Annotated in this window: 22 protein-coding genes and 2 pseudogenes; 12 read left to right on the top strand and 12 right to left on the bottom strand. The window is 67.9% G+C overall.

Translation table 11 applies throughout. From position 1 onward, the window contains the following. Positions 1-660 precede the first annotated feature (660 nt). Positions 661-801, top strand: a complete 141-nt coding sequence (locus tag ACWCQS_RS45175) for a hypothetical protein (protein ID WP_451009887.1) — start codon at positions 661-663, stop codon at positions 799-801. Between the two features lie 472 nt (positions 802-1273). After that, positions 1274-1505, top strand: a pseudogene (locus ACWCQS_RS45170) (acyl-CoA dehydrogenase family protein); the annotation flags it as partial. Between the two features lie 287 nt (positions 1506-1792). Here ACWCQS_RS45170 and ACWCQS_RS45165 read toward each other — a convergent pair. Beyond that, complete coding sequence (locus ACWCQS_RS45165) at positions 1793-3055, bottom strand: PucR family transcriptional regulator (protein WP_351221989.1); 1263 nt, start codon at positions 3053-3055, stop codon at positions 1793-1795. Between the two features lie 689 nt (positions 3056-3744). Between ACWCQS_RS45165 and ACWCQS_RS45160 the strand changes: the two are divergent. Further along, a pseudogene (locus ACWCQS_RS45160) lies at positions 3745-3927 on the top strand (FAD-dependent oxidoreductase); the annotation flags it as partial. Positions 3928-3988: 61 nt separating this feature from the next. Here the strand turns inward: ACWCQS_RS45160 and ACWCQS_RS45155 are convergent. Next, positions 3989-4456 (bottom strand): hypothetical protein, encoded by a 468-nt coding sequence (locus ACWCQS_RS45155; protein ID WP_351221990.1) that lies wholly within the window; start codon positions 4454-4456, stop codon positions 3989-3991. Continuing rightward, on the bottom strand, positions 4453-5151 hold the full coding sequence (locus ACWCQS_RS45150; protein ID WP_351221991.1) for a Gfo/Idh/MocA family protein: 699 nt from the start codon (positions 5149-5151) through the stop codon (positions 4453-4455). The genes ACWCQS_RS45155 and ACWCQS_RS45150 overlap by 4 nt, the downstream gene beginning before the upstream one ends. Before the next feature lie 129 nt (positions 5152-5280). Between ACWCQS_RS45150 and ACWCQS_RS45145 the strand changes: the two genes are divergently transcribed. Beyond that, positions 5281-5676: a winged helix-turn-helix transcriptional regulator gene (locus ACWCQS_RS45145; protein ID WP_351221992.1), complete on the top strand. Its 396-nt coding sequence runs from the start codon at positions 5281-5283 to the stop codon at positions 5674-5676. A 258-nt stretch (positions 5677-5934) separates the two neighbouring features. On the opposite strand, the gene ACWCQS_RS45140 is transcribed toward ACWCQS_RS45145, so the two are convergent. Genes ACWCQS_RS45140 through ACWCQS_RS45130 form a run of 3 tightly spaced genes read right to left on the bottom strand, consistent with a single transcriptional unit; the run spans position 5935 to position 6840 of the window. Beyond that, positions 5935-6123: a hypothetical protein gene (locus ACWCQS_RS45140; RefSeq protein ID WP_351221993.1), complete on the bottom strand. Its 189-nt coding sequence runs from the start codon at positions 6121-6123 to the stop codon at positions 5935-5937. 23 nt (positions 6124-6146) lie between these two features. Beyond that, positions 6147-6728, bottom strand: a complete 582-nt coding sequence (locus ACWCQS_RS45135) for a LysR family transcriptional regulator (protein WP_351221994.1) — start codon at positions 6726-6728, stop codon at positions 6147-6149. Then, positions 6715-6840: a LysR family transcriptional regulator gene (locus tag ACWCQS_RS45130; RefSeq protein ID WP_451009886.1), complete on the bottom strand. Its 126-nt coding sequence runs from the start codon at positions 6838-6840 to the stop codon at positions 6715-6717. The genes ACWCQS_RS45135 and ACWCQS_RS45130 overlap by 14 nt, the downstream gene beginning before the upstream one ends. Positions 6841-7142: 302 nt before the next feature. Here ACWCQS_RS45130 and ACWCQS_RS45125 point away from each other — a divergent pair, with 302 nt between their 5' ends. Then, positions 7143-7376: a hypothetical protein gene (locus tag ACWCQS_RS45125; RefSeq protein WP_351221996.1), complete on the top strand. Its 234-nt coding sequence runs from the start codon at positions 7143-7145 to the stop codon at positions 7374-7376. A 313-nt stretch (positions 7377-7689) separates the two neighbouring features. Continuing rightward, positions 7690-8826: an ATP-binding SpoIIE family protein phosphatase gene (locus ACWCQS_RS45120; protein ID WP_351221997.1), complete on the top strand. Its 1137-nt coding sequence runs from the start codon at positions 7690-7692 to the stop codon at positions 8824-8826. Positions 8827-9061: 235 nt separating this feature from the next. Here ACWCQS_RS45120 and ACWCQS_RS45115 read toward each other — a convergent pair whose 3' ends face one another. Next, positions 9062-10489: a cytochrome P450 family protein gene (locus ACWCQS_RS45115; RefSeq protein WP_351221998.1), complete on the bottom strand. Its 1428-nt coding sequence runs from the start codon at positions 10487-10489 to the stop codon at positions 9062-9064. A gap of 225 nt (positions 10490-10714) precedes the next feature. On the opposite strand from ACWCQS_RS45115, the gene ACWCQS_RS45110 reads away from it, so the two are divergent. From ACWCQS_RS45110 to mdlC, 4 genes are all read left to right on the top strand, one after another. Then, the gene (locus ACWCQS_RS45110) at positions 10715-12004 is read left to right on the top strand and encodes an acyl-CoA dehydrogenase family protein (protein ID WP_351221999.1); all 1290 of its coding nucleotides are present in this window, start codon (positions 10715-10717) and stop codon (positions 12002-12004) included. An 81-nt stretch (positions 12005-12085) separates the two neighbouring features. Further along, on the top strand, positions 12086-13303 hold the full coding sequence (locus ACWCQS_RS45105) for a CaiB/BaiF CoA transferase family protein (RefSeq protein WP_351222000.1): 1218 nt from the start codon (positions 12086-12088) through the stop codon (positions 13301-13303). Between the two features lie 42 nt (positions 13304-13345). Beyond that, positions 13346-14125 carry a crotonase/enoyl-CoA hydratase family protein gene (locus tag ACWCQS_RS45100; protein WP_351222001.1) on the top strand — a complete coding sequence of 260 codons (780 nt, stop codon included), beginning with the start codon at positions 13346-13348 and terminating at the stop codon, positions 14123-14125. Positions 14126-14223: 98 nt separating this feature from the next. Then, positions 14224-15807, top strand: coding sequence for a benzoylformate decarboxylase (gene mdlC / locus ACWCQS_RS45095; RefSeq protein WP_351222002.1), 1584 nt, complete (start codon positions 14224-14226; stop codon positions 15805-15807). Between the two features lie 18 nt (positions 15808-15825). Here the strand turns inward: mdlC and ACWCQS_RS45090 are convergent, their stop codons facing one another. Then, positions 15826-17088, bottom strand: a complete 1263-nt coding sequence (locus tag ACWCQS_RS45090; protein WP_451009885.1) for a PucR family transcriptional regulator — start codon at positions 17086-17088, stop codon at positions 15826-15828. 334 nt (positions 17089-17422) lie between these two features. Between ACWCQS_RS45090 and ACWCQS_RS45085 the strand changes: the two genes are divergently transcribed. Together ACWCQS_RS45085 and ACWCQS_RS45080 are read left to right on the top strand one after the other, a co-directional pair. Continuing rightward, on the top strand, positions 17423-19879 hold the full coding sequence (locus tag ACWCQS_RS45085; RefSeq protein WP_351222004.1) for a SpoIIE family protein phosphatase: 2457 nt from the start codon (positions 17423-17425) through the stop codon (positions 19877-19879). A 1-nt stretch (position 19880) separates the two neighbouring features. Further along, positions 19881-21380, top strand: coding sequence for a long-chain-fatty-acid--CoA ligase (locus ACWCQS_RS45080; protein WP_451009884.1), 1500 nt, complete (start codon positions 19881-19883; stop codon positions 21378-21380). Between the two features lie 1064 nt (positions 21381-22444). Here the strand turns inward: ACWCQS_RS45080 and ACWCQS_RS45075 are convergent. From ACWCQS_RS45075 to istA, 4 genes are all read right to left on the bottom strand, one after another. Beyond that, a complete protein-coding gene (locus ACWCQS_RS45075) occupies positions 22445-22648 on the bottom strand; it encodes a cold-shock protein (protein WP_141360305.1) in 204 nt (67 codons plus the stop codon). Between the two features lie 222 nt (positions 22649-22870). Next, positions 22871-23119, bottom strand: coding sequence for a hypothetical protein (locus ACWCQS_RS45070; protein ID WP_351222006.1), 249 nt, complete (start codon positions 23117-23119; stop codon positions 22871-22873). 466 nt (positions 23120-23585) lie between these two features. Next, complete coding sequence (gene istB / locus ACWCQS_RS45065; RefSeq protein WP_451009883.1) at positions 23586-24392, bottom strand: IS21-like element helper ATPase IstB; 807 nt, start codon at positions 24390-24392, stop codon at positions 23586-23588. Beyond that, on the bottom strand, positions 24392-25642 hold the full coding sequence (gene istA, locus ACWCQS_RS45060) for an IS21 family transposase (RefSeq protein ID WP_451009882.1): 1251 nt from the start codon (positions 25640-25642) through the stop codon (positions 24392-24394). Before istA ends, istB begins: the two co-directional genes overlap by 1 nt. Positions 25643-25817: the final 175 nt, after the last annotated feature.

The following is a 25817-nucleotide window of genomic DNA, read 5'->3' as shown; positions in this document are numbered from 1 at the left end:
GAACAGCGTCCACAACTCATCCGGCACCAACCGCTCAATCAGACCCGTCATGCACCGCTCAACGAACGATCACGCCAAAGGAAACGACCTCTAAGCACACCGGCTGCTGGATGCGGGCGGCCTGCGGGGACGGGTGGTACTCACCTTCTGAGAGGCGACCTGAGCTTCACGTGCATCACCCCAGGTCCGCGCCATGTGGGGGGCAACTACACGACGAACGCCACCAGCCCGCCCAGAGCTCAGCGCACATCAGTTCCGGCGTCTGCATGAGTCGCATACCGGTCATGACCGACCCATGCCAAGATCCGGACCATGCGGGGACCAGTGACTCCGACACTGGACTTTCAACTCCCCGTTCATGTTGGTCACAAGTCAGCACGGGAGGGGTGAACACGGGTGATGACGTGGGCTTTTAGTCAGCACCCAACCAGCACGGGAGTCGGCACCGCGCCGTCAAATCACCCCGAACTACCCGTCCCGGACGAGACTCGTTTCGACCACCTTCGAGCCCCGGAACCGCCCCTCCGTGAGCGGGCATGGTGGCCGCACGCATAGCCAACCCCCGAACTATGGTGCCCCACCACATGTGCCCCTGACCTGCATCTTCCTACCGTGTGCCGACACGTACCCGTCCCCACCGCACACGAGGAAGTGGCGCACATGGCATCCGAAGCATCATCCGCTCCCCCAACCCCCGCCAGTCTCCCCCGTATCGTCGCCGCCAGCCTCATCGGCACCACCATCGAGTGGTACGACAACTCATTCGATCAGAGCTACGACCTGCGATTTTCCCGCTATTGACCCTCCAAAGTCAGCACCAAACCAGCACCGGGAATCTCGTCCTGGGCGGGGAACGCGAACGCACCCGGCCTGACCCACCTCAACACCCACGACAGGCACCAAGGATGGTCACTCAGAGTAGCGCGCTCTGTCGCGGTAATGAGATGAAGCTGCTGTCTCGCAGCAGCTGCACTTCGACGACTGCTCGCGACCGCCCGTCAGCAGGTCTGCCCCACCTATCGCTGGAAGGAACCGGTTCATCTGGTGACATCGGCTGCTGCCGGACCGGCTCGGCAACGACCACGACGCCTCTCCCGTGGGAGGCGGCGCCAGGGTCCTGCTCGGTGGCTGAAGGGGAACCAAGATCGACCGGTCCAGCGACGAAACGGCTTCTACGCCCGCCGAAGACCGGCTCGAGCCGGCTGAGACAGCCTTTTAGCCCGACGCCGGGACCGACCTCGCCTCCCGGAAGACACGCGCCCTACGGGACGGCAACGCCTCCGCCGTCAAAATCTACGGCTGCGAGGCCCTCCGGGACGTTACTGCCTGGCTCATGGAGGCCGTCGCCGCCGGCCTGCTGATGGACGGCTCCGCGGGCGCCGTCCTGCACGGCGAACTGGAGCTCGGCTACTGCTCGGCGGTGATCATCACCTCCGGCGGCGGCAACAACGAGATCCAGCGCGAGATCATTCTCGTGGATCGGGCTGGGATCTCGCGTACGGCGTGACCCTCCTGCGCGCCCGTGCCGTGGACGCCCGGGATCTCCGGGGCGCAGCCGCGGCAGACGGCGATGGTGCATGGGATCGGCGCCGACGCTCCGGGAGCGGTGGCGAGGACCCCTCAGGCGCTCGCCCTCCCGGCTGCTGATCCGCGCCCCGCTGCGCGAAGGACCCCTGCCGGCCACCGAACTGACGGCGACCGACCGAGTCCACCCTGACCGGCGACGCCGACGCCGACCGCGCCCGCAGCGGTTTCCAGCTGGATCCGCCCGGGGACGGCATCGCCGAGCATTTCAGGCGGGGCGGGTGCGAAGGAGCGTCGAGCCGAGGTACTGAACGGCCCGCAGCGCGACTTCCAGATCGCTGTGCCCTTTCTGGACCGGGTGTCCCATGATTGTTTCGGCTTTCCGGATGCGGTACTGCACGCTGTTCTTGTGCAGTATTTGCGCACTGGCGGTAGCGGTATAACTGCAGCCGGTGTCCAGGAAGATCTGTGTGGTCTCTCGAAGCCGCGCGCTGTTCTCGTCATCGACCGCCAAAGCCCCGAGGATGTCCCACACCCAAGCACGCATGTCATCGACGTTCGTAGCCATCAAGGCGATGGGAGCAACGGTGGAGAAGTCGGTGAACTGGGGGACCGGACTGGCCGATGCTGCGAGTTCCTGCGCGCGCAGTGCCTGCCGATGCGTGGAGCGGAATCCCTCGAGGCCGTACCCGACGCTCCCGGCGCACACGTGCACGGGAGGATCGCTGCGCTCGACCACATCCGAAAGCTGTTCCGAGGAGACCTCGTTGCGCGAGCCGAATGGCAGCCATGCCCAGGACAAGACCGCGTCTCGGGGGACGAACAGCGGCCTGGCGGCGCAGTCGAGCTTCCGGGCTACCTCGTTCGTGATCCGGTCGAGTCGAGCAAGTCCCTCGCCCTCACCCGTCAGCGTGGGCAACCAGGCCACCAGCCCGAGGTGGTTCTGCCGGAGCCGGTAACCAAGAGCTGGTTCAGCCCAGTTGAGGTCGACGTCCTTCTCCGTGAGGATGTCTCGCACGCGCGCGGCGCGCGCGGCGGTCTGGCCGAGCAGCCAGTGATCGCGTTCTTGCTGGTAGACCATGGCGGCATTTTCAGCTATCCGTTCGCCGTAACCGAAGCTCAGCTGCAGCATGCGCCGGTTGGTCGCGGTGAAGAGCTCGTAGTCGACGTCCTCTCGGTCGAGCTCGTCCAGACACCACTCCAGAAAACGCAACTGGCCGAACCTGTGGGCCTTGGTCATCACAGTGAGGGGGATGTCCCGCTGAGCCAGCCTCCTGGTGTACTCAAGACTAGCTGCAGGCGCCTCGACGTTGGCCAGAGATATGTCGTTCTCGAACACGTGCAGCACCGTGGCGATATTTTCCGTGATGCTCGCCTGCAGGACTTTAATGACGGTGGTGTCCCTCCCGAGCTCGGGGACCTTGGCCGTGACATGCTCCACGATGTCGCGGCTGACCTCCGAGAGGTGTGACCCTACGTTCTCCGCGACCACGGACAGTTGTTTCGCGGCCTCGGGATGCTCCGCAGCCATACCTCAATCCTACAGAGTGGTTCGTGACCTATCCGCTTCCAGGGTGCGCGATAGGACGGACTCCGGAAAGTCTGCGCGATTACTGCCTCCTGAAGAGTCCATCGGCGCCAGTTCCAATCCGAAGGACGTATTGCGACCCAGGGGCTTTCGTGCCCTCCGCCCTTAGGGACGGCTTTTCGGAGGCGGCTGGATCGCGGTACGCGCGGCCGTCCGCCACCGCGTGAAAATCCCCCCTGCAGGCGGCTGGACCTGCTCCGCCGCCCCGTCGCGCCCCACGCGCGGCGGGCCCCGGTCCTGTCGCCTGTCCCCACGATCCGACTTCCGGAAGGGGCGGAGAACCATGACAACCCTGTCGACACCCGGCACCGATGCGCCGCAGGCGCAGATTCCGGACTACCCCATGCCCCGGGCGTCCGGCTGCCTGTTCGACCCGCCGCCGGTACACACTGCAGGCCCAGGCTCCGATCGGCCGGGGGCGGCTGTGGGACGGCAGCACCCCGTGGCTGGTCACCCGCTACGAGGACCAGCGGGCGCTGCTGGCCGATCCGCGGATCAGCGCCAACCGCCCGCCCTACCGGCATGTGGGCGCGGGCCAGAAGGAACGCAGGCAGGAGTCGCGGACTTTCCTCGATGGACGATCCGGAGCACGCCCGGTTGCGCCGGATGGTCACCGCGGCCTTTTCCATCAAGCACCCGGCGTGGCCCCCCGCCGCCTGCCCGACAGCGATCTGGCCGGAGTCCACGTCCTACGAACCCTCGACGACTCGCTCGCCCTGCGCGCCGCGCTGCTCACCGGGCCCCGGGTGGTCGTCGTCGGAGCCGGGTTCCTCGGCGCCGAGGTCGCCGCGGCAGCCCGAACCATGGGCCTGGACAGCCTGAGGGCTCGGCGGCGGCGGCGCGGCCGTCCTGCGCTGCGCGACGAGGGGTACAAGGTCACCCGCAGGGGACGCCAGCGCACAGCGGCGCGACGCGAGCGCACCCACGCACGGTAACGGGCCAATGCTGCCGCGGCGGTCCGCGGCGGGCGGCGCCTTCGATGTCGGCGATGAGCCGATGGAGGCGCAGTGCGTGTGCGAAGTCGGGAACCTCAAGGGTGTCCTTGGCCAGGTCCTCAGCGAGTGCCGCGTACACCGCGGCGACGTTGCGTGCGGGTCCGGCGCGTACGGCGGCCAGGTCGGCGTCCGGGTACGTGGGGACTGTCAAGGGGCTCACCTCGGTCGCGGTCCCGTTGCCGCCGGAGAGGGTCAGCTCGGTGCTCTGGATGTTGCCGTCGGCGGATGGACTGGTCAGCAGGAGATCGCCGGAGGTGCCGTTGATCTCCCAGCGCAGGCCGCCGGCCCGGGAATGTCCGCCGCGGTAGAAAACGGAGGCGACCGCGCCCGACCGCAGTCCCGCGGTCACCGCGACCTGGGTGCGGTGACCGGCACGGTCGTGTTCTCCTGGGCGATCAGGGCCTCATGGCGTCCGACGGCGAGAGTCGCGGTGACGTGGTCGATGTCGCCCAGGACGTAGGTGAGCGCGTCGAGGGCGTGCGCCGTGGACACCGACAACGTGGTCACGCCATTGGTGATGTCGTACAGAAAGGCGTGCCTCCGGCTGGTCACGGCGTCCCAGCCCATGGCGGACCCGGTCAGGATGGTCGCCAGCACCCGCCCGAGGTATCCCTCCGCGACCAGCTCGCGCAGGCGCCGCACGGCCGGGGCGAATCTGGCCTGCAATCCGATGACGGTCCGCACGCCGGCCGCGGCGGCCAGCTCGGCGAGGTGCGCGGCCTCCTCGACGTTCACGCCGAGCGGCCATTCGCTGTAGACCATCTTTCCGGCGGAGAGAGCCTGCGCCGACAGGTCGTGGTGCTGGGGTACCTTCACCGCCACCACCACGAGATCGACGTCCGGGTGGTCGATCAGCGCCCGGGCATCGTCGAAGGCGTCGACGCTCCAGGCCGCCGCGGCGGCGTCCGCCGAGGCGCGCCGGCTGGTGGCCACGGCGCGCAGCCGGTAGCCGGGAAGGGCCCGCAACGCGGGGACGTGCGCGGCGACCGCCCAGCTCGGCGTGCTCGGGCTGGCGCCGATGATTCCCACGCCGATCTCTTTCACGACAGCTCCCTTCCCAGTACCTGGTATACAGCCTGGTATCTGATGAATACCGGCACTACGATCATTGGACCGACCGCCGAAGCGGGCAAGAAGGCAGTTCGAAGTGCCCTGGTATCACCGGAGGAACCGATGGGAGCCACCGTGGACGAGTCGGCGCACTGGCACACGGCCGCGGAGCGGGCGGCCTTTGTACGCGACATCTTCGACCGCATCGGCGACAAGTGGTCGGTCATCGTCATCTGCCGCCTCGGGAAGGGGTCCCATCATTTCAACGAGCTGCGCCGGGCCAGTGACGGAATCACCCAGCGCATGCTCAGTGCCACCCTGCGCGCCCTGGAACGCGACGGCATCGTCACTCGTACGGTCCACCCCACCGTGCCGCCCCGGGTCGAATACGCCCTCACCGAGACCGGCCGGACCCTGCTCGACGTCGTGAAGGCCCTCGCCCGCTGGACCGACCAGCATGTGGACGTGATCCGCGCCGCCCGCGTGGACTACGACCAACGAACGCACGCCACGGCCTGACACCCGCAGCACGTCCGGCCATGTGTGGTGGGGCCGCGCGGGCTGCCCAAGAGGTCCTGGCTCGGTGGGGAGCGAGGAGGCGGCCGACTCGGTGCTGCTGACCGTCTCCGAACTCGTCACCACCGCCGTCGAGCATGCTCAGCCCCCACTGCGCCGACACCGCGCAGGGGGCGTCGGCGCGGTTTCCGTCCGGCGTCTCCTGTCCGTAGCGCACCTGCGAGGGGCCCGACTCATTCGCCTGCGCCCTGAGGGGCGGGCTCAGCTGCTCACCGACCGGTCGAGCGCGGCGATGAACCGGCCGAGGTCATGGCGGTGCGAGTCGGCCGGCCACACGGCCCGGGTGCGCCGCCCCAGCGGAGGTCCGACCTGCGGCGACCAGGTCACACGGTCGGGCAGCGGCTGCTGCCACCCGGGCAGAGCCAGCGTGAACGCCTGCCCGGACGCCACCGCCGCCGGCTTCACCTCCGCGATCAGCGCCTGCCCCTGTGGAGCCTCCGGGCCCAGGCCCTGGCTGCCCGCGTAGGATCGCGGTCAGTTCGTCGTACCAGGCGGGGCTGCCGGAGCGAGGAAATCCGACCCACTGCAGGCCGACGAGCGCATCCAGCGCGATGCCGCCCGGTCCGGCGGACTTCGGCGGCCTGCTCCGCGGCCGGCAGCACACCCAGCTTCTCCCGTACGACGAGCAGCGCGTCGAACCGAGGACCCGACGGACGCTCCCGCAGGAAGCCGACGTCGGGCTCACCGGAGTGCAGTGCCACCAGTTGCTCGGCCGTGGAGAGGTGCCGGGCCTGCACGCGTGTGTCCGGATGCGCCTCGCGCAGCTCCGTCAGCGCCGGATCGAGCAGCCCCGTGGGCAGTTCGAGCGGGATCCCGATCCGCAGCGCCCCGCCACCCGGGCCGGTGTACCGGGCCATCGCGCGCAGGGCCTGATCGTGCGGGGCGAGTACCGCGCGCGCCTCCGCCAGCAGCGCGGTTCCCGCCTCGGTGGCCCCTACCCCAGTGCTGCCTCGCACCAGCAGCTTCACCCCGAGTTGCCGCTCAAGTCCGCTCACCGTCTGGGACAGGGCCGGCTGACTGCTGACTCACGTGCAGCCACCGCGCCGCGGCGGACAGCCCACACTCCTCCACTACCGCCACGAACGCGCGCAGCTCCCGCAACGCCACGCCCACATGCCACCACGCCGTCCCGAGCGTGTCACGCTCGGCTCAGCGCCGGGGCGGCGCACGGGAGGGGAGACGGGAGCACCGCGGCTGCCAGTCGGTGGCCGTTCGCTGTACGGGCCGCTTGAACCTCCCCCCCAGGACGACTCGTTGCATCGCGCTTCCTTCGGTGACCAATGTTGGGTCCCGAGTACGAACGGTGCTGACTTTCTCGTGTTCTGCGTCCGAGGGATTGATCCACGCCCGTCCGTAGCGTGATGGACAGCACGGAGGAACTTGATACTCAGATCTGAAAGGGGAACATCATGAGTGCACATGTGTCCCGCATGGGCCGCCTGGCTGCCGTCACCTCTGCCGCAGTCGTCCTCGCCTGCACCGGTATAGGGGTCGGCACGGCGTCTGCGGCGGAGCAGAGCCACGAGGTCGGCTACTCGGCTCACGGCGGTGGCGGCGGCCACGGCGGTGGCGGCGGCGACCACGGCGACGACGGCGACAACTGGGGTGGGGGCGGCGACAACTGGGGTGGGGGCGGCTACTAGAAACAGGTCAGGCGTTCCCGGCCGGGGCTTCCCGGTCGGGAACGCCTGCTGTGTTGCGAGCTGTTGAGGGCCAAATCGACGATGAAAGGCCGATTGGCCCGCTGGTACCAACTTCAAGTGAGAGGTGGTGTCCTGCGCCCAGTGGCTGTCGTGCCCCGCAGGCCTAGCGTCGAGTCAAGGGATGCGATCCGCGATCCCACGAACACACAAGGAGCGGGAAATGAACGCGACTACGTCCGCGGACGCACCACAACCGTCAGCCCTTGAGACGCCCCACGCCTCCCGGAGCCCGATCGCCCAGCACGCTGTCGACGTGGCCGTGCGCTATCGGCCTGCACGATCGGAGACATCGGGCGACTGGATCGAGCTCATCGCGCTGTCCGAGAATCGCGTGGCCATGGCCGTGGGCAGTGTTGTGGGCTGCGGCCCGCGTGCCCGCGCCTGGATCGGCCGGCTGCGCGGCGCAGTACGCAACCTCGCCTCGACCGGCCTGCCGCCCGACGAACTCCTGGGCCGTCTCGATCATCTCGCGACCCGGTGGGGCCGGGGTCCTGACGAATGGCAGGGCTTCTTCAGGGGAGCGACTTGTCTCTATGCGATCTACGACCCGGTCTCCCGGCACTGCGCGGTGTCCCGGGCCGGGCATCGGCCGCCCGCCGTGATAAGCCCCGATGGCCGGGTGGACCTCCCCGACGTGCCCGCCGGGCCGCCCCTCGGCCTGGGCAGCGGCTCCTTCACCACTGCGGAGTGGGAGGTGCCCGAGGGCAGCCAACTGGTGCTCTACGGCCACGGCCTGATCCAACGCCGAGGACAGGGCGCCGATGCCGGTTTCGAACTGCTGAGGAGGCTCCTGAGCCAAGCCGCCACCCGGAACGGCGTTGTGGGCCCGGAGGAGACCTGCGCGGCCGTGTTCGACGCACTGCTCCCAGTCCGCCCCGGCGGCCCCGTCGCGCTGATGGTCGCCCGCACTCGCGGCATGCAACCTGACCAGGTCGCCGACTGGGATGTGCCCGCCGAGCCGACCGCGGTGGCGGACCTGCGTGCCGCTGTTACGCGCCAGCTTGCGCATTGGGGTCTGAGCGACCCTGTCTTCACGACCGAACTGATCCTCAGCGAGCTGGTGAGCAACGCTATGCGCTACACCACTGGACCGATCCACCTTCGGCTGCTCTGTGACCACGCCCTTACGTGTGAAGTGTTCGACTCCAGCACCGCAATTCCCCATCTGCATCAGGCGTCCACCACGGACGAGAGCGGACGCGGTCTGTTTCTTGTCGCCCGGCTCGCCGAGCGTTGGGGGGCGCGACACACGCAGGCCGGCAAGGTGATCTGGACCGAGCAGCCCCTGCCGCAGACGCCGTCGGCCGGGATGGACGCGCGGCCAGTTGCCACGACGGGCCACCCCTCCCAAGGCAGTCGGGCAGGTCATTACGCCCCCTGCCCGGTGTGAGGAGAGGGCTAAGGGGACAGCAACCCGCGCGGGGGCTGCGACGGCCTTGTGGTCGGCCCGGCCCCCGTTCGTTTGCCCCGCTACCGACCAGACAGCCCCGGCAACGCGACGGGATCGCCTGATGGTTGGTCGTGCCGGCGCAGACGGTCCCCTTCGTTCTCCGCACGGTTCTTCTCACAACTGCGCGGATACGCCGTTGCAGACTCCGGCGTATCCGCGTCTCCAGCTGTGGTTCTCACGGACCCTGCCGGAAGCCGATGTTGTCGTCGATGACGGTGCGCGGCGAAACGGGCAGTTTCTCGGGATGCTCAAGGTCGAGCGCGGTGAATTCGATCCCGCGACTCCACACCGTTCGCAGGAACTCCTTGACGAACTCCGTCGTCAGTTGCTCGCCGCCGCATCGCCGGTAGCCGAATCCGAACGGTGCATAACCGGCCGTGTCGCAGACCGGGTACGCGGTGCCGTCGACGACTCCGTACACGGCTCCGAAAGCGCTGTTGGTCATCTCTGCCCGGCGGCCGTCCATGACGGAGAACGGTGTGGGTGGGAAGGGACAGCGCGCAAGGCCGGCTTGGCGGCTTCTCGTCTCCGCATCGTCGGCGGTCGTGGGCGCTGCCCGGTACCTGTCGGGATCGAAGTCATCCGGGTTGTGCCACTGCCGGGGGTCGCGGCTCGCCGAGGGGTGCAGGGTGAGAACATTGCCCAGGCGAGGATCGGCACCACGTTCGGTGCTCACGGTCGACAGGCTGCCTCCGTTCGGTGAAACCGTGCGGAAGAGCTCCATCACGTAGCGGTCGAGTGGGGTGAACGCGCCGCCGTCCGCCGTGTCCGGGCTGTTCGTCATCGTCCGCTGGAACCACGACCTGACGGCCTTGTCACCGTGGCCCGCGTCCAGCAGGGCCATGGTGTGGTAGATCATGTTGCCCCACTGGCTGAACGCCAGGAAGTTGTGGAAGCACTCGAAGACGATGTCCTCGCGGCGGAAGTGCTCGCCCCCTCGGCCGTTCTTGAGCCAGTAGTGGACGAAAGTGCCCTCCGGGTCGTCGACGTCGCCGTCGATCACTGCCTGCACCCGCTGGTCGATCCACTCCTTGAGCCGCGGGCGCAGTTCGCGCACCCGCATGATGTTCTCCCGCACGATGTCCTCGGTGGGATACCAGTGGCCGAGGACGGCGGTGAAACTGGCGCCGATCGTGCGTACCTCGGGCGGGATGGCCTCGCCGGTGACGCCGAGGTGAAGGTCCCAGTAGAGGTCGAAGTAATTCTGGTAGTACTCGTGCATCAGCGGCTTGCCGGCGTTGGTCTCGGCGAAGAGCCGGGCGAGGAAGCCGTGGACCTTGGGGGCGTACTTCGCTGCGTAGAGGTCGGGCGTGGTCGCCGAAGCGTAGATCTTCTTGCGCTCGTTGTCCGGTCCTCGCTGGTCGTAGCCCGTGATGAAGACCGTGGTGCCCTCCTTGGGGTCGGGCGCCCACCCGTCGTAGAGCATGCCCCAGAAGTGCGGCGGAGCCGCGTTCTCCTTGCTCAGGGCGAGATCGATCATGGGAAGTGCGGGCCGTTCGCCCACGTACTCGCTGCTCTTGAGATAGGGCACCACGGCGCGCTCGATGTAGTCCGGGTCGAAGGCCGGTGGAAGCAGTCCGACCCATGCGTTGGGTGTGCTCATGTCTGTTTCCTCTGATCGTCGGGTCAGCTCGGGCAGCCGAGGTGGCGCGGCGGCTCTCCCCGGGCCATGGTGCAAGGCTGGCGCGCAGGCACTACCGGGCGAATTAGGTCAAGAGCACCAATTTAGATGTAAATATGATGTTCCGGGCCTAATGGTCGTGCCGCTGCTCGCTCCTAGCGTCGTTCTCACTGACGCAATCGGATCCCCGATGGGACGGAGCGGAACATGAAGGCGACACAGGGCAGGACAGCCGACCCGGGCCGGACCGTGCTGAACGGCGCTCTCCCGAGCGGCAACGCAAAGCCGTCCGGGGTGGAGCCGCCGGTACTGGGCGGATCAGAGCACACCGACTACTACCTCCTGGACAACCTGCTCACCGACGAGCAGCGAGCCTTGCGGAAGAAGGTCCGCGCGTTCATGGACCAGGAGGTCACCCCGATCATCAACCCGTACTGGGAGCGGGCGGAATTCCCTTTCGAGCTGGTGCCCAAGCTGGCGCAGCTGGACATCGCCGGCTTTCAGATTTCCGGCTACGACTGCCCGGGGATGAGCAACCTGACGGCCGGCCTGGTGATCCTCGAACTGGCCCGGGGCGATCTGAGCATTTCGACGTTCATGGGGGTCCACTCGGCCCTGGCCATGATGTCGGTCGGACTGCTGGGCTCCGAGGAGCAGAAGCAGCGCTTCCTGCCGCCCATGGCGCGCCTGGAGAAGATCGGAGCCTTCGGTCTGACCGAGCCCGCGCACGGCACGGACGTGGTCAAGCTGGAGGCGACCGCGCGCCGGGACGGTGATTCCTACGTCCTCAACGGCCACAAGAGGTGGATCGGCAACGCGAGCTTCGCCGACTACGTGATCATCTGGGCCCGCGGCGACGACGGGCATGTGGGCGGCTACGTGGTCGAAAAGGGCACACCCGGGTTCGACGCCCAGGTCATCAAGGGCAAGACGGCTCTGCGCTGTGTCCAGAACGCGCAGATCTCCCTCGCCGACGTCCGGGTGCCCGCCGAGAATCGGCTGGCGAACGTGAACACCTTCCGGGACACCGAGAAGGTCCTGCTTGCCTCGCGCTTCTGCGTCGCCTGGGAGTCGATCGGCGCCGCCATCGCAGGCTACGAGACGGCTTTGGCCTACGCCAAGCAGCGCAAGCAGTTCGGGATGCCGCTGGCCGCCTTCCAGCTTGTCCAGTACCGGCTCTCCCGGATGCTGGCAGACATCACCGACATGCTGTGCATGCAGTTCCGTCTCAGCCAGCTCCTGGACGAGGGCGAATACTCGATGCCCCGGGTCGCGCTGGCCAAAATGCACTACACCGAACGAGCCCGGGCCATCCTCGCCGACGCTCGCGACATGCTCGGCGGCAACGGGATCCTGCTCGACTACCACGTCGCCCGGCACCTCTGCGACATCGAGGCCATCGACACCTACGAGGGCACCGACACCGTGCAGGCGCTGATCGTCGGCCGCGACATCACCGGCTACAACGCCTTCGTGCCTGTGGCGCCCAGTCACTGACCCGACGTGTCTCGCGACGCCCCGTGACAGCGGGGCGGTTCCGGGCACCGCGCGCGACCCCACTGAGGACAAGGAGTAGTCATGAGCAACACGCCCCTCCTGGAGGGACTGCACGTCGTCGACCTCGCGAGCTTCATCGCCGGGCCCGCCGCGGCCACCGTACTCGGTGACTTCGGCGCCGACGTCGTCAAGGTGGAACCGCCGCATGTGGGCGACGGATACCGTTCGCTCAGCCGCATCCCTCCCAACCCCCATGTCGAAGGGGTCAACTACCCCTGGCAGGTGGACAACCGCAACAAGCGCAGCATCGCGCTCAACCTCAAGTCGCCCGGCGCCCGGCCCGTGATCGAGAGTCTGGTGCGGTGGGCCGACGTGCTGGTGACCAACTTCCCGCCGCGGACGCGCGAGAAGCTGGGCCTGGAGTACGACGCTCTGGCCCCCCTCAATCCCCGGCTGATCTACGCCGATGTCACCGGCTTCGGCGAGGAAGGCCCGGACGCGCATCTGCCCGGCTTCGACGTGACGGCGTACTGGGCACGCAGCGGCCTGATGGACCTCACACGCCAAAGGGACGTGCCGCCGGCCATGAACGCGTTCGGATCGGGCGATCACTCCACGGCGATCACCCTGTTCGCCGGCATCATGACCGCGCTGTACCGGCGGGAGAAGACCGGCCAGGGCGCACGCGTCACGGCCTCACTGCTCGCCGAAGGCGCCTGGGCGGCGAGCATGTGGCTGCAAGCCGTGCTGGTCGGGGCGAAGTCCCCCAGGCCCATCGACCGGTCCGACCCGCCCAACGCGCTCGGGAACATGTATCGGACGGCGGACGACCGCTGGATCGTCCTCGTCTTCGTCAACGAGGACAAGCAGGTCCCGCTCTTCCTCAAGGCCATCGGTCATCCCGAGGCAGCGGAGAACCCGCGCTACGCCGACAGCCCGAGCCGCCGCGCCCACGCCGCCGAGATCGTTGCCCTGCTGGACAAGACGTTCGCGGCTCGCTCCCTGGCCGAGTGGCGCGAGGTGCTCGACGCCGCGGGCCTCACGTACGGAGTCGTCCAAACGCTCGAAGAGTGCGCCCACGACCCTCAGCTCCTCGCCAACCGGGTGTTCGTACCGATCGACGACGGCAACGACGACCCGCACTTGACCGTCGACAGCCCCGTCCGGCTGGACCAGGAACAGAAGATCCGTCCCCGCCCCGCCCCCGACCTGGGCGAACACACCGAGTCCGTGCTGCACGACCTTGGCTTCGACACCAAGGGGATCGAGGAACTGCGCAAGGCCGAAGCCATCGACTGAAGCCACACCTCGGCAGCTCCAGGCAAGAAAGGAACCACCATCATGACCACGGCCACTGACACGCCGACCGTACGGACCGAGGAACGCGACGGCATCTTCGTCATCACGATCGACCGTCCGAAGGCCCGCAACGCCATCGACGGGGCCACCGCCAGGGCCCTGGCAGGCGCCATCGACCGCCTCGAGGCCCGCGACGACCTCAGGGTCGGCATCCTCATGGGGGCCGGCGGCGTTTTCAGCGCCGGCATGGACCTCAAGGCCTTCGCGGCCGGAGACACGCCCATCATCGATGGACGAGGCTTCGCCGGCATCACACGCGCCCGGATCAAGACCCCGCTCATCGCCGCCGTCGAGGGCTACGCGCTGGGCGGAGGAACCGAGATGGCGCTCGCCTGCGACATGATCGTGGCCGCGCGGAACGCCACCTTCGGCCAGACCGAGGTCCACTACGGCATCGTGCCGCCCGAGGGAGGCATGGTGCGCCTGCCCGAGCGCATCCCGCGCAACATCGCTCTGGAGCTTCTGCTCACCGGCGAGCCTCTGCCCGCCGAGCGCGCCGAGCGATTCGGCCTGGTCAACTCCCTCACGGAACCGGGCCAGGCCCTGGACCGGGCCCTGGAACTGGCCGCCAGCATCGCGCACAACGCGCCCCTGGCCGTGGCAGCCGTCAAACGCGTAGTCAGCGAGCGGCGAGCGTTCAGCGACCAGGACGCCTTCGTCGAGCAGGACCGGATCGTCGCACCGGTTCTGGCATCCCACGACGCGCAGGAGGGCGCCCACGCCTTCGCCGAAAGGCGCCCGCCGCACTGGCAGGGCCGCTGAAACTCGCCCGGCCCTCCGGCCGCTTGCGGCCCGCGCCCAGACCCACCCCGCGAAAGAAAAGGCGACTGACGATGACTGAGCAATCCACCGTTCGAAGCGTGACCTACGATCTGCTGCGGACCCTCGAACTCACCACGGTCTTCGGTAATCCCGGCTCCACCGAGCAGCCCTTCCTTCAGGAATTCCCCGAGGACTTCACCTACGTCCTGGCCCTGCAGGAGGCGTCCGTCATCGCGATGGCCGACACCTTCGCGCAGGTGACCGGCCGCCCCGCGCTGGTCAACGTGCACTCGTCGGCCGGGCTGGGAAACGCCGTGGGCAACCTGGTGGCGGCCTACCACGGAAACACACCCCTGATCATCACCTCGGGACAGCAGCACCGGGAACTGGTGATCGGTGAGCCATATCTCGGCAACCGTGAGGCCACCACGCTGCCGAAACCGTGGGTGAAATGGTCCTACGAACCGGCCCGCGCCGAAGACGTCCCAGAAGCCTTCATGCGCGCCTACGCGGAGGCCCTGCAGCCGCCGACGGGTCCGGTCTACCTGTCGATCCCCATGGACGACTGGAAGCGCCCCCTGGCCGGTTTTACCCGAGTGCGGACAGTGAGCGACCGCGTTGCCCCCGACACCGAGCGGCTGCGCACGTTCGCCGGTCGCATCTCCGCCAGCCGTCGTCCCGCACTGGTCTTCGGGCCGGAGGTCGACCGTGCCGGAGGCTGGGACGGAGCCGTCGCCCTGGCGGAGAAGCTGCGCGCGGCCGTCTACGGCGCCCCCCTGCTGGACCGCGCCTCCTTCCCCGAGGACCACCCCCTCTTCGGCGGCCCGCTGGGCATGTCGGTGAAGACCATCAGCGACCGGCTTGCGGGGCACGATCTGGTGGTCGTGATCGGCGCGGAGGTGTTCCGGTACTACCCCTACGTGCCCGGCGACTACCTTCCCGACGGCACGGAGCTCGTGCAGATCACCGGCAACCCGGCGGTCGCCGCCGCGGCGCGTGTGGGCGACAGCCTCCTCGGCGATCCCGCGACGGCGATCGAACTGCTCCTGGACATGGTCACGGAGGGATCCGGACGCGCTGTGCCCGAGCCGATGGCGCGGCCCCGCGAGCTGCCGCAGGTGCCGAACAGCCCGCTCACCCCGCCGGAGGTCTACGCCGCCCTGAGCAGAGTTCGGCCGTCCGACGCGGTCATCGTCAACGAATCGACCTCCACGATGGCGCAGCAGATCGAGTGGCTCCCCACCACCCGGACCGGATCGTTCTTCGCCACGGCCAGCGGAGGCATCGGCTGGGGCACCCCGGCCGCGGTCGGCGTCGCGCTGGGCGACCGGGATCGGGGCGTCGAACGGCCGGTCGTCGGCCTGATCGGCGACGGCTCCTTCCAGTACTCCGTGCAGGCCATCTATACGGCGGCCCAGCACAACCTCCCCATCGTCTACGTGGTCATGCGCAACCACGAGTACTCCATCCTGAAGTCGTTCGCGGTACTCGAGGAGACGCCGGGCGTTCCGGGACTCGACCTGCCGGGGCTCGACATCGCCTCCGTGGCCCGCGGCTTCGGATGCCGCGCGGTCGACGTGGAGACAACCGAGGACCTGGAGCGGGAGTTCAAGGCGGCTCTCTCCGCCGGCACCACCACCGTGATCGTGGTCCCCACCCGACCTCAGAACGCCATGTTGTAGGGCACGATCCCATGCATTTCAGGCGGGGTGGGTGCGAAGGAGCGTCGAGCCGAGGTACTGAACGGCGCGCAGTGCGACTTCCAGATCAGCGTGTCCTTTCTGGACCGGCCGTCCCATGAGTTCCTCGGCTTTCCGGATGCGGTACTGCACGGTGTTCTTGTGCAGAATTTGGGCGCTGGCGGTAGCGGTATAGCTGCAGTTGGTGTCCAGGAAGAACTGTGCCGTCTCCCGAAGTCGTGCGGAGTTCTCGTCATCGACGGCCAACGGACCGAGGATGCCCCACACCCATGCGCGCATGTCGTCGATGTTCGTGGCCATCAGGGCGATGGGAGCGACAGCGGAGAATTCGGTGAACTGGGGGGCCGGATTGGCCGCTGCCGCAAGTTCCTGCGTGCGCATTGCCTGTCGGTGCGTGGAGCGGAATCCCTCGATGCCGTAGCCCACGCATCCAGCGCTCATGTGCACGGATGGATTGCTGTGCTCGACCACATTCGACAGCTTTTTCCAGGAGACGTCGCTGTGCGAGCCGAGCGGCAGCCAGGCCCAGGACACCATGGCGTCTCGGGGTACGAAGAGCGGCCTGGCGGGGCAGTCGAGCTTCCGGGCGATCTTGTTGATGATCCGGTCGAGTACGGCCAGCCCCTCGCCCTCACCCTTCGGTGTGGGCAACCAGGCCACCAGCCCGAGGTGATGCTGCAGGATCCGGTAACCAAGAGCTGGTTCAGCCCAGTTGAGATCGATGTCCTTCTCGGTGAGGATGTCTCGCACGCGCGCGGCGCGCGCGGCGGTCTGGCTGAGCAGCCAGTGATCGCGTTCCCGTTGGTAGACCACGATGACATGCTCGGTCACCCGGTCGATGTAACCGAAGCTCACCTGAAGCATGCGCCGGTTGGTCGCGGTCGCGAGATCCGGGTCGGCGTCCTGTCGGTTGAGTTCGCCCAAACACCACTGCAGAAAACGCCAGTGGCCGATCCTGTAGGCCCTGACCATCGCGCTGAGTGAGATACCCCTCTGAGCCAGCCTCCTGGCGTACTCAAGAGCAGCTGCAGGCCCCTCAATCTTTTCCAGAGGAATACCGTTCTCGAAGATGTGCAACAATGTGGCGACATTTTCAGCGATGCTCGCATGCAGGATTTTAATGACGGTTGCGTCGCCCCTGAGTTCCGGAATCTCGGCAATAACATACTCCCCTATGTCGCGGCCAACTTCCGGGAGGTGTGACCCTACGTTCTCCGCGACCACGGACAGTAGTTTTGCCGCCTCTGGATGCTCCGCAGCCATACCTCACCCTACAGGGTGGTCCTGGCCCATCCGCAATCTTCGAGACGCGATAGGCCGCACTCCCTCGAGCCTGCGCGAATATTGCCGACGGATTGGTTCATCGGCACCAATTCCGACCCGGAGGTCGTACTGCGCGCCCAGTGGCTGTCGTGCGGTCCACGCCTAGCCTCTGGTTACTGAAGGGACCCTCCGACGTGCCGATCCGGGGGGAATCAACTCACCTTCAAGCCGTTATTCGGAAACGTCCCAGGAGTGATCCGAGTTGAGCAATATTCTCCGATACAGCCTCACAGAGCCGCTGAGACCTCGAGAGGTACCCGACTCTGCGATTGCGATGATCGACAGCGAGGGGACGGTGGTCGGTTGGACCAGCACCGCGCAGCAGCTTGTCGGATACGCCGCAGGGGAGGTGGTGGGTCGGCCCGTCTGGTTCGTGCTGCCGTTTCTCCAGAATGCACTTCACGCATGGGCGGCCTGCGAGCAGCGCCACGCCAGGGGCGGCTGGTCCGGCACAGCGACGATCCGTCACCGCGACGGCCACACACTCCATGTAAGCCTGCGTGTATCGCTGTTGTGGGGGCGCGACGGAGCAGCCCACTGGCTCGTCTACGGCACCGATATCGCCGCGCTCTACGCGGGGGAGACCGCCGGATCGGTGCGGGAGTCGCTTCTCACCCGCACACCGATCGGCATCGTGGTGCGTGACTTGGAACTGCGCTGCGCCTGGGTCAACGACGTCAGCGAACATCAGGACGGTGTCGCTCGTGACATGCGGCTCGGACGGCGTCTCCCGGACTCGGTGCCCGGCCTCGAATCCGAGGCGCTCGAAGCGGTGATGCGCCAGGTACTGAGCAGCGGCATGACCGCGGTTCATGAATACCGGGCGTGGCCGCCGGCGGATCAGCGCCGTGAGCACGCCTTCGCCGCCTCCTTCTTCTGCCTGCGCGACGCCGATGGCCGGCCACTGGGGGTGTGCTCCATGAGCGTGGATGTCACAGGCAACCAGCGAGCCCGCGAGCGGCTCGCCATTCTCAGCGAGGCCAGCACCCGAATAGGCAGCACCCTGGACGTGATGCAGACCAGCCAGGAACTGGCCGACCTCGCTGTGCCCATCCTGGCTGACTACGCCGCCGTCGACCTAGCCGAGTTCGTCCCGCTCGGCGAAGAACCCGTGATCCGCATCAGCCCGACGGGGAAGCACGGCACGGCCTTTCGCCGCGCCGGCCTGGCCTCGATCCACCCGGGAACTCCCGAGTCACCATGGACACGCGGCGAATCCATCTTCGTCCCGCCGACCTCACCCTGGATCAGTGTGCTGTCCTCCGGAGCCTCTCACCTGCAACCCACCCTGGACACCTCTCCTGGCACATGGGTCGACAACGACCCCGCGCGGGCGCAGTCCATCCGCGCAAACGGGATGCACTCGATGATGCTTGTCCCCATCCGCGCGAGGCACGCCACGCTGGGTGTGGCCTTGTTCGTCCGGACCGAGGAACCGATGCCGTTCCAGGAGGACGACCTGCTCCTCGCCGAGGAACTGGTCACCAGGGCCGCACTGTCACTGGACAACGCTCGCCAATACACCCGCGAGCACACAGCGGCCCTCGCTCTTCAACGCAAGCTGCTTCCACACGGCTTGAGGGACAGCGCGGCGATCCAGGCGGCCTCACGCTACCTGCCGGCCGACGTGGACAACGGCGTCGGAGGCGACTGGTTCGATGTGATTCCGCTGTCCGGTGCCCGGGTGGCGCTAGTGGTCGGAGATGTGGTCGGGCATGGCATCAACGCCGCGGCGACCATGGGAAGGCTCCGAACCGCCGTACGCACGCTGGCGGACATGGATCTGCCCCCCGACGAACTGCTGTCCCACCTCGATGACACGGTCCGGTGCCAGTCGGAGGAAGACGACGACGCCGGCGACGGCTGCGCCATGGCCATCGGCGCCACCTGTCTCTACATCGTCTACGACCCCGTCACCCGGCGGTGCACGATGGCTCGGGCCGGGCACCCTCCGCCTGCTGTCGTCGACCCGCAGGGCATGGTCACCTTCCCCGACCTCCCCACCGGAGCCCCGCTCGGCGTCGGCTCGGTCCCCTTCGAAGCCGTGGAGACGGAAGTGCCCGAGGGGACCCTGCTCGCCCTCTACACCGACGGCCTGGTCGAGACGCGTGACCGGGACATCGACATCGGAATGCGGCAACTGGGCGCCACCCTCGCAGCCCAGCCCCTTAGACCCCTGGACAACCTCTGCTCCTCGGTGATCGAGGCACTGCCGGCCAAGTCACCAACCGACGACGTCACCCTGCTCCTGGCCCGGACCCGTGCTTTGGATCCGTGCCAGACCGTGTCCTGGGACCTGCCCCGGGACCCGGCCGTCGTCAGCACTGCCCGCGGCTGGGTAGCCCGGCAACTGACCCGGTGGGGGTTGGAGAGCCTGATCGCAGACACGGAGCTGATCGCCAGCGAGCTGGTCACCAACGCGATCCGGCACGGCGCCGGCCCCGTGGCCCTGCGTCTGATCAGGCACCGCCTGCTGACCTGCGAAATATCTGACGCCAGCAGGTCTTTCCCACGCCTTTGCCACACCCGCAGCACCGACGAGTACGGCCGCGGCATCCTCCTCGTCTCCCAGCTGTCGCGCAGCTGGGGCTGCCGCTGGACAACGGGCGGCAAAGTCGTCTGGGCGGAACAAGGTCTGCCCCCTGTCGAGGGCGAGAGCGACACCGGCAGCCCTCCCAGCACGCTGGGGCTGCCTTGCCGGAAGACCCGGAAAGTCGAGGAGAGGAGCTGAAATGAACCTCGCATCCCACCTGGTGAACAGCGCCCGGACTCATCCGGATCGCGCCGCGCTCCGTCTCGGGGACGCTGCCATGTCCTATCGCACGCTCGACCAGGGCAGCGCCCGCATGGCCGGGCTGCTCCAGGACCGTGGCGTGAAGCCCGGCGACCGAGTTGCGGTCATGCTGCCCAACGTGCCCGAGTTCGCCCTCGCCTACTTCGGCGTACTGCGGGCCGGCGGCATCGTCGTCCCGATGAACCCCCTGCTCAAGTCCCGCGAGATCGCCTACTACCTCGGCGACTCAGGTGCCCGACTCCTGTTCGCCTGGGACGCCTTCGCCGACGAGGCACGGGCCGGTGCGCAGCAGGGCCAGGCCGAGGTGGTCGTCGTCGGGGCCGGCGGATTCGGCCCTCCGCTTGCGTCCGCCCCATCCGCCGAGGACCTGGCCGACCGGCACGAGGACGACACCGCGGTGATTCTCTACACCTCGGGTACGACCGGTCAGCCGAAGGGCGCTGAACTGACCCACGCCAACCTCACCCGCAACTGCGAGATCGTAGCCAACGAGCTGTTCGAGATCGGGGCAGCCGACGTGATCTTCGGTGGTCTGCCCCTGTTCCACGCCTTCGGACAGACGTGCACCCTCAATGCCGCCGTCGCCTCGGGCGCGTGTCTCACGCTGCTGCCGCGCTTCGACGCGGCGAAGGCACTCCGGATCCTCGCCGAGCACGGCGTGACCGTCTTCGCCGGGGTGCCGACGGTGTACAGCCGGCTGGTGCGGCAGCCTGGCCGGGACGCCTACGACATCTCCCGGCTGCGCGTGGCCCTCGCCGGTGGCGCGGCGATGCCGGTCCACGTGCTGCACGACTTCCAGGCCGCGTTCGACTGTGTCGTGCTCGAAGGGTACGGACTGTCGGAGACCTCACCCGTCGCCTCGTTCAACACCCTGCAGGCCGGTCCCAGGCCCGGTTCGGTCGGCACCCCGGTCCCTGGCGTCGAGATGCGGGTGGTCGACAACAACGGCAAGAAGGTGGCGCACGGGGAGACCGGCGAGATCGTGATCCGCGGGCACAACGTAATGAAACGGTACTGGCGGCGCCCCGAGGAGACCGCCACCGCGATCCGGGACGGCTGGTTGCACACCGGCGACCTCGGCCGGATCGACCAGGACGGTTACTTCTGGATCGTCGGACGGAAGAAGGACGTGATCATTCGGGGCGGGTACAACGTGTACCCCCGCGAAGTCGAGGATGTGCTGTACGAGCACCCTGCGGTCGCCGACGCCGCGGTCATCGGCCTCCCCGACGCCGATCTCGGTGAGGAGGTCGGGGCGGCGGTCGTTCTCAGGCCGGGCGCACAGGCGACAGCCGAGGAACTGCGTGAGTACGTCAAGCGCCAGGTCGCCGCCTACAAGTATCCGCGCAAGGTATGGATCGTGGACGCGCTACCCAAGGGACCGACCGGCAAGATCCTCAAGCGGGAGATCGTCCCGCCGAATGAGCCGGACAGATGAGGCGACTGGGCCCGTTCATGCTTTCGTCGCGGCCGGCCAGACGGCGGACAGCCGGCGATCACCCACCAAGTGATGGCTCAGGTCGACCCCGGCCCCTTCGCTCTGGTCGCCGAGGGCGTGCCGGACGCTGTCGCTCTTGCGTCCGCCGCTGTACCAGAACCGGGTGTTCGTCGCCCAACGGATCCGCCCTCGAGTTCTTCTTCGCGGCAGCGGCCCTGGAAGTCCGCCCTTCAGGCGAGGGGGTAGCCCGCCATCACGGCGGGATCTCGGTGGCGATCAGAGCGTCCTCCCCTCACGCACGCAAAGGGGTAGCCCGAGGAACTTCGTAACGCCCTTGCGGTTGAACCTGTCCTCCCCCCCTCATGCGAGGGGGTAGCCCGTACGCCGGGCGCAACGGCGCCGCCTTCCCGAAGTCCCCCCTCACACGAGGGGGTAACCCGTTGGGGTCGACGTTCCCGGGCTGGACCTCGCTGCAACAGGAGAGAGGGTGTCGTACCTGTCGCACCGTCGCAGCGGGCCGGATGACCCGTGGGAGCGGGCGCTACGGTTGCCCACGCCGCTGTCACGGGGCTCGCCCGCCAACCTGCGGGCCTGTGGTGGGGCGGCGCGCCGCAATGTTGCAGCCCTCCCCCAGGGACGGGCTCCGAGCCGGATACGCTCACGATGGCCCTTACCGCCCGGTAGCGTGCGCCTCCGAGTGCGTGGCGATTGAGATGGATACGCGGGCCCGGCACTTCAGATATACGCGCAGGTCAAAGGCATAATTCCGCTCCCCCTGCGCTTGCCCTCCTGAGCCGTTGCCGTACAGCAGCGGAGTACAGGTACAGCAACCACCGCAACCGCGGCTGGCTGTCAGAAGCCGTCGATGGCGGGCTGACCCGCCTACAGACCTCTCTGCCTGCGGACGTGCTCGCCGTGGGGGAGCAGGTCGACGTCCCCTTGTCACTTTGCGGGTTCGGGGCGGCGGATCACTGCCAGGGGTGCGCACCGGCTTGTCCCCCTTTCACCCGGGCAGCAAGAGACCCCGGCCGGTAACCATCCGGCCGGGGTCTCTCTATGCGTTGTTACTCGGGGCGGATGTGCTCCGCCTGCGGGCCCTTCTGCCCCTGGCCGACATCGAACGTGACCCGCTGGCCCTCTTCCAGGGAGCGGAAGCCGGAGGCGTCGATGTTCGAGTAGTGGGCGAAGACGTCGGGGCCGCCGCCGTCCTGCTCGATGAAACCGAAGCCCTTTTCAGCGTTGAACCACTTGACGGTGCCGCTGGCCATGTCTGTCTCCCTCAAGGAAATTCGGAATCCCACACCGTGCGGGATCCGGAGGTGATCGCCTTGGTCCGGAGAGGCGCTGAACAGCAAGGACGCCCGAGACGTGTGTCACGGGCGAACGGACTTCGGAACCACGACTACTTGTAGCGACGCTACACCGGGCGAGGCCGAAGATCACAGGCCTTATGGGATCGCGTAGGCGAATCTCTAGCGTCACCACGGCCGTTACCGGCCGACGTCGCGGCGGCTGCGGACGGCCTTCCACGCCGGCCCGGTGAGATGGACGACCATCATTCCGTCTGCAGCCTCGCGGACGAGGATCCAGCCCTTCGCCTTGAGCCCTTCGAGCTGCTGCCGAATGTCCGGGCCCAGTTCCTCGACGAGCTGCGTCTCCAGCGGTTGCGTGCCGCCGTCCAGGAGCTCCGCGAGCCGGAAGACGAGCGCATCCTCCTCAGCGGTGATACGGAAGTCCATGCGCTGACGCTACGTCCCTACCGACCAGGGCGCGCGGCCACCCCTAGGCCCCGACACCATCACGTGGGGTGAACTTCCGATCTGAGTGAAGGTCACCCAGGACGCGACGTGGCGCGTTGGCCCAGCATCAGTGGATGGGGCAGGTACATGCCGCTCACTCAAGAAGAAACGCACCCGCCGAGAGTTCGGTACGAACAGGTCGTGCCAGACACGTGTCAGATCGTACGGGGAACATCGGCGTTTCAGAAAGTCTGTAGGCCAGGTTCTAGGGGGTGCCCTCGGTCTCACGGGCCGCTAGCAGCGCACCTGGTGGTGGCGGTCACACCGGGAGCGCAATTGGGATCACCGGTGTTCCAGGCGGCCTTGCCGCTGCGCCCCTTCACTGGGGACGATTGTCGGCGACGCGTGAATCGTGACCCATATCCGACGGATGAAAAGTGACCCCCACTGCGTCAGTTGATGTTGGTCATTCCCCGGTGTTGGCCGCGGGAACCCGTCCGAGGTCGCGGCCGCGCATGCGGTAGCTGTCGCCCTTCAGTGAGATCACTTCGGCGTGGTGGACGAGGCGGTCGATCATCGCGGCGGCGACGGTGTCGTCGCCGAAGACTTCGCCCCAGCGTCCGAAGGGCTTGTTGCTGGTCACGATCACGGAGGCGCGTTCGTAGCGGCCGGAGACGAACTGGAAGAACAGGTTCGCGGCCTCGGGTTCGAAGGGGATGTAGCCGACCTCGTCCACGACGATCAGCGGGATCCGTCCCAGACGGGTCAACTCATCGCTGAGTCTGCCCACTTGATGAGCTTCAGCGAGGCGGGTGACCCACTGGGCGGCAGTGGCGAAGGCGACCCGGTGGCCGGCCTGGCAGGCCCGGATGCCCAGCCCGGTGGCAAGGTGGGTCTTGCCGGTGCCGGGCGGCCCCAGGAAGATCACGTTCTCCTTCCCGACGACGAAGTCCAACGTCCCCAGATGGGCGATGACCTCGCGTTTCACGGACCGCTGGTGGTCGAAGTCGAAGTCCTCCAGCGACTTGCGGGAGGGGAAACGGGCCGCGCGGATGCGTCCCTCGGCGCCGTGACTGTCGCGGGCGGCGACCTCCCGCTGCAGGCAGGCTGCCAGATACTCCTCGTGGCTCCAGCCCTCGTCGCGGGCCCGCTCGGCGAGCCGGGTGGCCGCGTCCCGCAGGGCCGGAGCCTTCAACGCCTTGGTCAGATAGACGAGTTCGGAGCCGACATCGCGGCTGGTCCTGGCCTGGTTCGTGCCGTTCTTCGTGCTCATCACGCCGCCCCCTCATCCGTGCTCAGCCCGCCGTCGATGACGCCGAAGATCCGGTCGTAGGTGTCCAGCGGCCGCTCCTCGACCTCCGTCACGTCCACCGGCGCCGGCTTCGTTCCGGCGGCCTTCTTGCGGGCTGCCGCGGCAGCTGCCGCGTGGTCGGGGTCGGTGATGGTCTGATGGCGGGCCCAGCTGCGGGCATGGCGGGCGACCTCGACGCCGTCGCAGGTCACCAGGACCTGGTCTAGGTCGGCGGCGACCTCGATGCGGCGGCCGACGGCCAGCGGATGCACCGAGTAGTCGCAGGTGTCCAGGCGGACGTAGTGGTCCCGGGGCAGCCGCAGGGATGCCTTCCACCAGCCCGGCGGGGCGATTGGCGGCAGGGCCAGCATGCGGGAGCGGTCGGCCTCCAGCCGGTCGGTGGGGCGGGCCTGCAAGGTGCGGTGGATGCGTCGGTTGGCCTTGGTCAGCCAGTCGGCGAGCTGGATGTTGAAGTCGGCCGGCGAGGTGAACACGCGGCCGGGCAGGAACGACGTCTCCAGATAGCCATTGGCCCGCTCGACCAGGCCCTTGGCTTCTGGATCCCGGGGCTTGCAGAGCAGGAACTTGATGCCCAGCAGCCCGGCGAACGCAGCGAATTCGTCGGTCAGTTGAGGCCCGCCCGGCCGCCAGGAGCCGACGGCGCCCTCGTTGTCCCAGACCAGCACCCGGGGGACGGCACCGAGCTCGGTCAGCAGCCGCCAGTGTCCGGCGATCAGGTCGGCCGCCGACCTGGAGGGCAGCATCCGGGCGGTGATCCACCGCGAGTAGCCGGCGACCATGACCAGCACCGGCGGCCGCCCGACCTGGCCGAAGCCGAGCGGGATGTCGGCAGGCGGGAACCACAGGTCGCACTGGCCGATCTCGCCCGGCTCATAGACCGTCCGCGAGGCCGGATCCGCAGGCCGATAGGCCGGCCGCAGGTCCCGGATCCGGTCCTTGAGCACGGTCAGGCCCCGGTCCCAGCCGATCCGCTCGGCGATCACCGTCGCGGGCATCTCCGGCCACTGCTCGAGCAGTTCACGGATCTGCGGCTCGACCGCGTCCACGATCGAGCCCTTCGGCGCCCGCTGGTACTTCGGGGGCGCGTCGTCCGCGATCGCCCTGCGGACAGTGTTCCTCGAGATGCCCAGCTTCCTCGCGATCGCCCGCACCGGCATCTGCTCGGCCCGGTGAAGCCGGCGGATCTCCGCCCAGTCCTCCACGCTGATCACCACTCCTCCCGGCCTGGCTCAACGAGCCAGACCCCTTGGAGGGGGTCAACTTTCAAGCGTCGCTACTGGTCCACTTTTCAGGTTCTGGATCACATTTGGTGCCAGAGCCACGGAGGGTCACCAGCTCGACGATCATGAGCGGTCGTGACCCACGACCCGCTCCAGGACCTCTGGC

This window comes from Streptomyces sp. NPDC002076 (genome assembly GCF_053593835.1).
The sequence above is the reverse complement of the archived record's forward strand: the minus strand, read 5'-3'. Positions and strand labels throughout refer to the sequence as shown.